Origin of the sequence: Candidatus Protofrankia californiensis (assembly GCF_900634765.1) — a bacterium.
In the GTDB taxonomy this organism is placed as follows: domain Bacteria; phylum Actinomycetota; class Actinomycetes; order Frankiales; family Frankiaceae; genus Protofrankia; species Protofrankia californiensis.
Window position 1 is genome coordinate 8,784 of sequence record NZ_CAAAFT010000051.1, and the last position, 5,963, is coordinate 14,746.

General features: G+C 67.2%; 5 protein-coding genes. 4 read left to right on the forward strand and 1 reads right to left on the reverse strand.

The features are described 5' to 3' along the window. Window positions 1-150 precede the first annotated feature (150 nt). Complete coding sequence (locus tag DD1DGNOD_RS02715) at window positions 151-576, forward strand: hypothetical protein (RefSeq protein WP_131769368.1); 426 nt, start codon at window positions 151-153, stop codon at window positions 574-576. Here the strand turns inward: DD1DGNOD_RS02715 and DD1DGNOD_RS02720 are convergent. Further along, a complete protein-coding gene (locus tag DD1DGNOD_RS02720) occupies window positions 563-2,149 on the reverse strand; it encodes a DUF2142 domain-containing protein (RefSeq protein ID WP_165034700.1) in 1,587 nt (528 codons plus the stop codon). The genes DD1DGNOD_RS02715 and DD1DGNOD_RS02720 overlap by 14 nt on opposite strands. A gap of 673 nt (window positions 2,150-2,822) precedes the next feature. On the opposite strand from DD1DGNOD_RS02720, the gene DD1DGNOD_RS02725 reads away from it, so the two are divergent. The 3 genes from DD1DGNOD_RS02725 to DD1DGNOD_RS02735 all read left to right on the forward strand — a co-directional run bounded on the left by DD1DGNOD_RS02725 (window position 2,823) and on the right by DD1DGNOD_RS02735 (window position 5,891). Beyond that, the gene (locus DD1DGNOD_RS02725; protein WP_131765034.1) at window positions 2,823-3,641 is read left to right on the forward strand and encodes a class I SAM-dependent methyltransferase; all 819 of its coding nucleotides are present in this window, start codon (window positions 2,823-2,825) and stop codon (window positions 3,639-3,641) included. A 208-nt stretch (window positions 3,642-3,849) separates the two neighbouring features. Beyond that, a complete protein-coding gene (locus tag DD1DGNOD_RS02730) occupies window positions 3,850-4,956 on the forward strand; it encodes an HpcH/HpaI aldolase/citrate lyase family protein (protein ID WP_131765035.1) in 1,107 nt (368 codons plus the stop codon). Next, entirely contained in the window at window positions 4,953-5,891 is a 939-nt protein-coding gene (locus DD1DGNOD_RS02735; RefSeq protein WP_131769369.1) for an HpcH/HpaI aldolase/citrate lyase family protein, read from the forward strand. Before DD1DGNOD_RS02730 ends, DD1DGNOD_RS02735 begins: the two co-directional genes overlap by 4 nt. Window positions 5,892-5,963 lie beyond the last annotated feature (72 nt).

Below are 5,963 nucleotides of genomic sequence, written 5' to 3' on the forward strand. Positions count from 1 at the left end.
CCGCTGTGACTGGAGGTATCGATGAGCCGGGCCGGAATGCCGCCGCAACTTCGGACAGTGACGGCCGGTGCCGTGGGTCTGACATTTCTGCTCGGCGCGTGTGGCGGAGCCGCCTCCGATGGCCCGCCCACTGCTGTTTCGGACGTATCGGTGACCGCGGCCGGTGCCGGTGCCGGTGCCGGCAGTCTGCCGACAGACTCGCCGACCGACCTGGTGCTGCCGACCCAGACCACCACGACGGCGGCGGTGACCGCGCAGCCCACCGTGACAACCGGTATCGCGGCGCTGCGGGGAACACTCGTCCCCAGGCACTTCCCGTTCCCGAAGGACGCGGCTCCCACGCTCGTCAGTGCCGATGCGAAGGCTACGACGGTCGCGTTGAGTGATGTGACCGCTGACGACGCCATCCGGTACTACCGGCAGTCGATGCCTTCTGCCGGCTACACGTTTCAGCAACAGAATGTCGCCGACGGGCAGACGACGCTCACCTATGTGGGGTATGGCCAGCGGGTCCAGATCCGCGCGGGCGGTACCGGCAGGGCCCAGGAGGTCACACTCGTCTTCACCGGCGAGTAGCACGCGCATTCCGTGTCCGCAGCGGTGCGCCGTCACGTCGGAGAGATCCGGGGCCAAAGCCGGGCTCCGGACCGGAGCTGGTTCCGGCATCCCGGTAGACGGTCCGGGCCGCCGCGAAGGTGATGATCATAGGTATGCAGGCAAGGATCGTCCACAGCGCCCACCCGCCGGGTGGTGACCATGCCGGATGCGACAGGAACCACAGCGGTCCGTCCGGACCGACCGCGTACCGGTGGCTGTTGGTGATCCATGCGGCGAACTGGCCGACCCCGCTCACGGCGATGACACCGGCCGCGACCGCGGCGGCGCGGGCGGACAGCCGCGCGGGCAGCCGCTCGGCGAGCACCTCCACGGACAGCAGCGGCAGCATCACCAGCGCCGGCAGGACGTATCGGCCCTGCATGCCGAACCCGTTCTGGATGAACACCGCCGCGGCGAGCAGTTCGTACAGGGCGACGACCACCAGCAGGCTCCCGGCCAGCAGGGCGCGGTCGTGCCACCGGCCGACCACGAACGCCGCGAGGAACAGTCCGCCGGCCAGGACGACCCACAGCCAGTACAGGACCGTCGGTAGCGGGACGGACTGCCAGCCGAAGACCCCGATCGTCTGGCGCGCCGAAGCGGCGGCGGATTCGGCGGCGAGCGCCAACCCGTGGCCGAGCCGGCCCCACAGGACGGGGGTACGCAGCGACAGGGCCTGTGTCCAGATCACCGACCCGGCGATTCCCACCATGGCAATCGCCGCCGCGGTGGCCGCGGGCCGTCCGGCCCCGCGGAGGCGGTGCAACGCCGTACGTGCGCAGAGGCGTCCGATCCAGATGGTGACCGCGAGCGTGACCCACAGCGGTGCCATGGGACGGCTGAGCGCTGTCACGCCCAGGGCGATGCCGGCGATCCACCAGGTCCGTGCCGGCGGCTGGTCGGCTCGGGACAGCCGCAGCGCCGCCGCACCGCAGGCCAGCGCGCCGGCAAGCTCGGCGCCGCTGGCACCGACCTGGGAGCTGATGAAGATCATCATAGGAGTGACCGCGACCGCGACCCCGGCCAGCAACAGGGGTCGTTGACCGCGCTGCTTTCGGCCATCCAGCAGGAGCCACACAGCGATCGCCAACAGCGCTGCCGAGATGAGCGCCGAACCGAACCGGGCAAGAAGGTAGCCGGACCCCACCGACCACGCCGCCCACGTGAGCACACCCTCGGAGATGTACAGCCATGGCGGATAAGCGCCCACGATGCTTTCGACCCGGCCGGGCGGGACGGCGGGGGGCTGGTGCAGGCAGGCCGCGGACACGTCCGGGTGCAGCGCGGTGCAGGGAGGGTTGGTCGTGATCCGCAGATCCGCTGGCACGTCGAAGCTGCGGTAGGCGTTGCGGACCTGTCGCAGCGAATCCTCGTTGAACGCTCCGAAGGACCGCAGCGTGGCGAGCGGGACATGCTCGCCGAGTATCTGTCCGCGCCCGGCGGCCACTGCTTTCGCATAGTGGCTCGGCTCGTCCGGAGCGGTTCCCGGTGGATTTGTCAGCGTCCACAGGAAGATCCACCCGGTCAGCGCGGCGAGCAGGAGAGCGGACACACCGAGTTTCCGCGGGTAAGACGGCCGAGGTCTTTTCATCGGTGCTTCACATTACCAGGAAAATTTTCCGTGAACAGCATGCAAAATCCTCCCGAACTGACCCTCCAAATACCCATGGTGCGGAGTAACGGTAGACCTCCGCCGCTTGGCCGGCATCCGGTGAGTGATCCGGGGGCGGAAAGAGCATGATCGCTTTGCCTTTGGCTCTCCAGATGTCATCTCCGGATATCCGTCGCCGATCTCCAGTGCTCCCGGAATCAGTCGGCGGTGTTCGGATGCGAAGGACTTTCATGTTCGTTCCGTTCTGTTTTGGATGCGTTCGGTGAGACGGATTGCCAAGCTATTCCTGCAATTAGCGTTGTAGTGCTCGACTGACAACTCTACGTAATATCGTTCATCTCCCGCTCCGGGAAGAATCTGCTGGTCGCGGTTGCCGCCGGCAGGTGCCGCCGCCACCACTGCGATGCTGCCGGCCGGACCGTGTTTCGGTAACGGGCCGTATCTGTCGTGATATCTATCTGTGATGTTCGTCCGCGGGGCTCCGTTGCCATTAAGCCGACACCGGGCCTACCGACACGATGCCGGACCATCCTGGGTCAGGTTCCAACCGCTGGTTCCTGCGCTACATTGATGGCCGCTGTCATCCGCGTGCAGCCAGTATCGGGAGGTCAATGTGCTCAGGCACACCGACAAGTTCGAGGCGTCACTCTCCGAGATATCCGACTCGCTGCTCGCACCATTATCGGACCAGCCGCGAACATGGTTACTCGGGCGGGCTCTCGACGAGTTCGTATCCGATCTGAGGGCACTGGACGAGGCGGCTGAAGGCATGGTTTCCGGTGCCCCTCGGCCGAATATCGTGGAGCCTGTCGACTCCGCGATTCCCACGGTTGTCGACGGTTCGCTGCTCGTCTCGGGCCAGCAGGTCATGCAGACCTGGGAGACGCCGCTCATGCAGGCCATGGCGGAGCAGGTTGCCGGCCCCGACCGCTCGGTCCTGGAGATCGGCTTCGGCCTGGGCATCTCCGCCGGCTACATCCAGAAACACCGGCCCGCGCACCACACGATCGTGGAGGCGAATCCGCAGGTGTTCGAGACGGCCGTGGAGTGGAGCCGCGCGGCCGGCCGCGAGAACACGGAGATCGTATTCGGCAAATGGCAGGACGTCATCGGCTCCCTGGGGCGGTTCGACGGTATCTTCTTCGACACCTACCCGCTGGACGAGGCCGAGTTCGAATCCCATTTCCTGGGTGGCTCGACCTACGCCGAACACTTCTTTCCCGCCGCCGCCGAGCATCTTACCGAAGGCGGTTCGTTCACCTATTACTCGAACGAGATCGACTCCCTTTCCCGGCGCCATCAGCGGTCTCTCATGAGCTATTTCCGCTCCATCCGCATGCGGGTCGTGGACGGGCTCCAGCCGCCGCCGGACTGCAGCTACTGGTGGGCCCCGTCCATGGTGGTCGTCACCGTCTCGGAGCCGCGTTACTGAGGAGCCGCGTCACTGAGACGGTCTCCGGTCACGCTTCGTGATCTTCGCGGTGTGCGCGATCTTCGTGGTGTGTCGGTTGCGTCCCATGCATCCCAGGGTCGGTGGATCATCGCGAGTGTCGCGGACAAGATGCTTGTGGGGGCCGCTGCCGGGATACTGACCGGGCTGGCCGCGTGACCGGGCCGGTCAGGCCGACGGGAGATTACAGATGCGTAACCCGAGGGACTTCTTCGCTCCACTTGCGGTGGGAGCGCCGGTGCCCCTGCGAGAGCTCCCGCAGGGCCCCTCTCGCGTGATCCACTTTTTCGACCCGAGCAACGAGAAGATGGCCTCGAAGGTCCCGGACATCCTGCCCCGCATCGACGTGATCCTGGGCAACCTCGAAGACGGCGTCCGGGCCGACAGTAAGATCGATGCTCGCGAGGGGCTCGTGAAACTCGCCGCGGCCACGGAGTTCGGCGAGACCCAGCTGTGGACGCGGGTGAACAGCCTCGACTCGCCGTGGGGCCTTGACGATCTGCTGACCCTCGTCCCGGCAGTCGGTCACAAGCTGGACGTCATCATGGTGCCCAAGGTCGAGGGGCCGGAGGACATCCATTATGTCGACCGCCTGCTCGCCCAGCTCGAGGCGAAGGTGGGGCTGACCCGTCCGCTGCTCGTCCACGCGATCCTGGAGACCGCGCGCGGTGTCGCCAACGTCGAGGAGATCTGCGCGGCGAGCCCGCGTATGCAGGGCCTGTCGCTCGGGCCCGCGGACCTGGCCGCAGACCGGCGGATGAAGACGACCCGCGTCGGTGGCGGCCATCCCGGATACCTCGTCCGGGCCGACCCGTCCACGACCGACCCGGACGCGCCGCGCCCGACCTACCAGCAGGATCTGTGGCACTACACTCTCGCCCGGATGGTGGACGCCTGCGTCGCCAACGGGATCCTGCCGTACTACGGGCCGTTCGGTGACATCAAGGACGTCGTGGCCTGCGAGGACCAGTTCCGCAACGCCTTCCTGCTGGGCTGCGTCGGCGCGTGGAGCCTGCATCCGGTGCAGATCGATATCGCGAAGAAGGTCTTCAGCCCTGATCCGGCCGAGGTTGCCTGGGCCCGGCGTGTCATCGAGACGATGGGGGACGGAACCGGAGCGGTGATGGTCGACGGAAAGATGCAGGACGACGCCTCGGTCAAGCAGTGCAGGGTTGTCCTGGAGCTGGCCAGGACCCTTGCCGCGCGGGACCCGCATCTGGCCGAGGCATATGGTTTGACCGACACCGGTTTCGCCGGTACCGGTTTCGTCGGCGCCACCGGGCAGGCAGCCCGATGAGCACCGTGAGTGGCGACTCGACGGGTAACTCGACGGTGGCCTACCGCCCGCGCCGATCGGTCCTGTACATGCCCGCCGCGAACGAGCGGGCGCTGGAGAAGGCCAAGGGGATTTCCGCGGACGCGCTCATTCTCGATCTTGAGGACGCCGTCGCCCCGGACGCCAAGGAGGCCGCCCGGGAACGGGCCTGCGCGAAGGTCGCGGAACGGGTCTACGGCGGGCGCGAGGTGACCATCCGCGTCAATGCGCTGGACACCCGCTGGCACGCCGACGACCTGCGCGCGGCGGCACAGGCCGGTCCGGACGCGGTGGTCGTGCCGAAGGTCGGTTCCGCGCGGGACGTGCACGCGGTCGAAAAAAGCCTTGAGGAGGCCGGCGCGCCGGAACACACCCGGATCTGGGCGATGGTCGAGACTCCCGTCGCGATGCTGCACATCGAGGAGATCGCGCGGGCGTCGCAGCGGCTCGGTGTTTTCGTCATGGGCACGAACGACCTGGCCAACGAGCTGCACGCCGAGCACGTGCCGGGCCGGGCGCCGCTGCTGACCGGGCTCGGGCTGTGCCTTCTCGCCGCCCGGGCCGCCGGTATCGCCATCCTGGACGGGGTGTTCAACGACATCCGTGACCTCGACGGGTTCGAGGCGGAATGCCTACAGGGGCGGCAGTTGGGCTTCGACGGTAAGACGTTGATCCATCCCGGTCAGGTCGAGCCCTGCAACCGGGTTTTCGCACCCACCGACACCCAGGTCGAGGAGTCCAGGAGCATCCTCGCGGCCTGGGAGGAGGCGCTGGCCTCCGGCCGTGGCGTTGCCACGGTGAACGGTCGGATGATCGAGAACCTGCACGTGCACAACGCGCGGCGCATCCTCGCCGTCAGCGAGGCGATCGCCGCGTTGGAGCAGGAGACGGCGGCCCCGCCCGCCCCCGACAGGTAGGTGGATTTCAAGGCCGGCGGTTTTGAACAGTTTCAAACTGGTTGCGAACGGCTTCGAACGGCTTCGAACGGC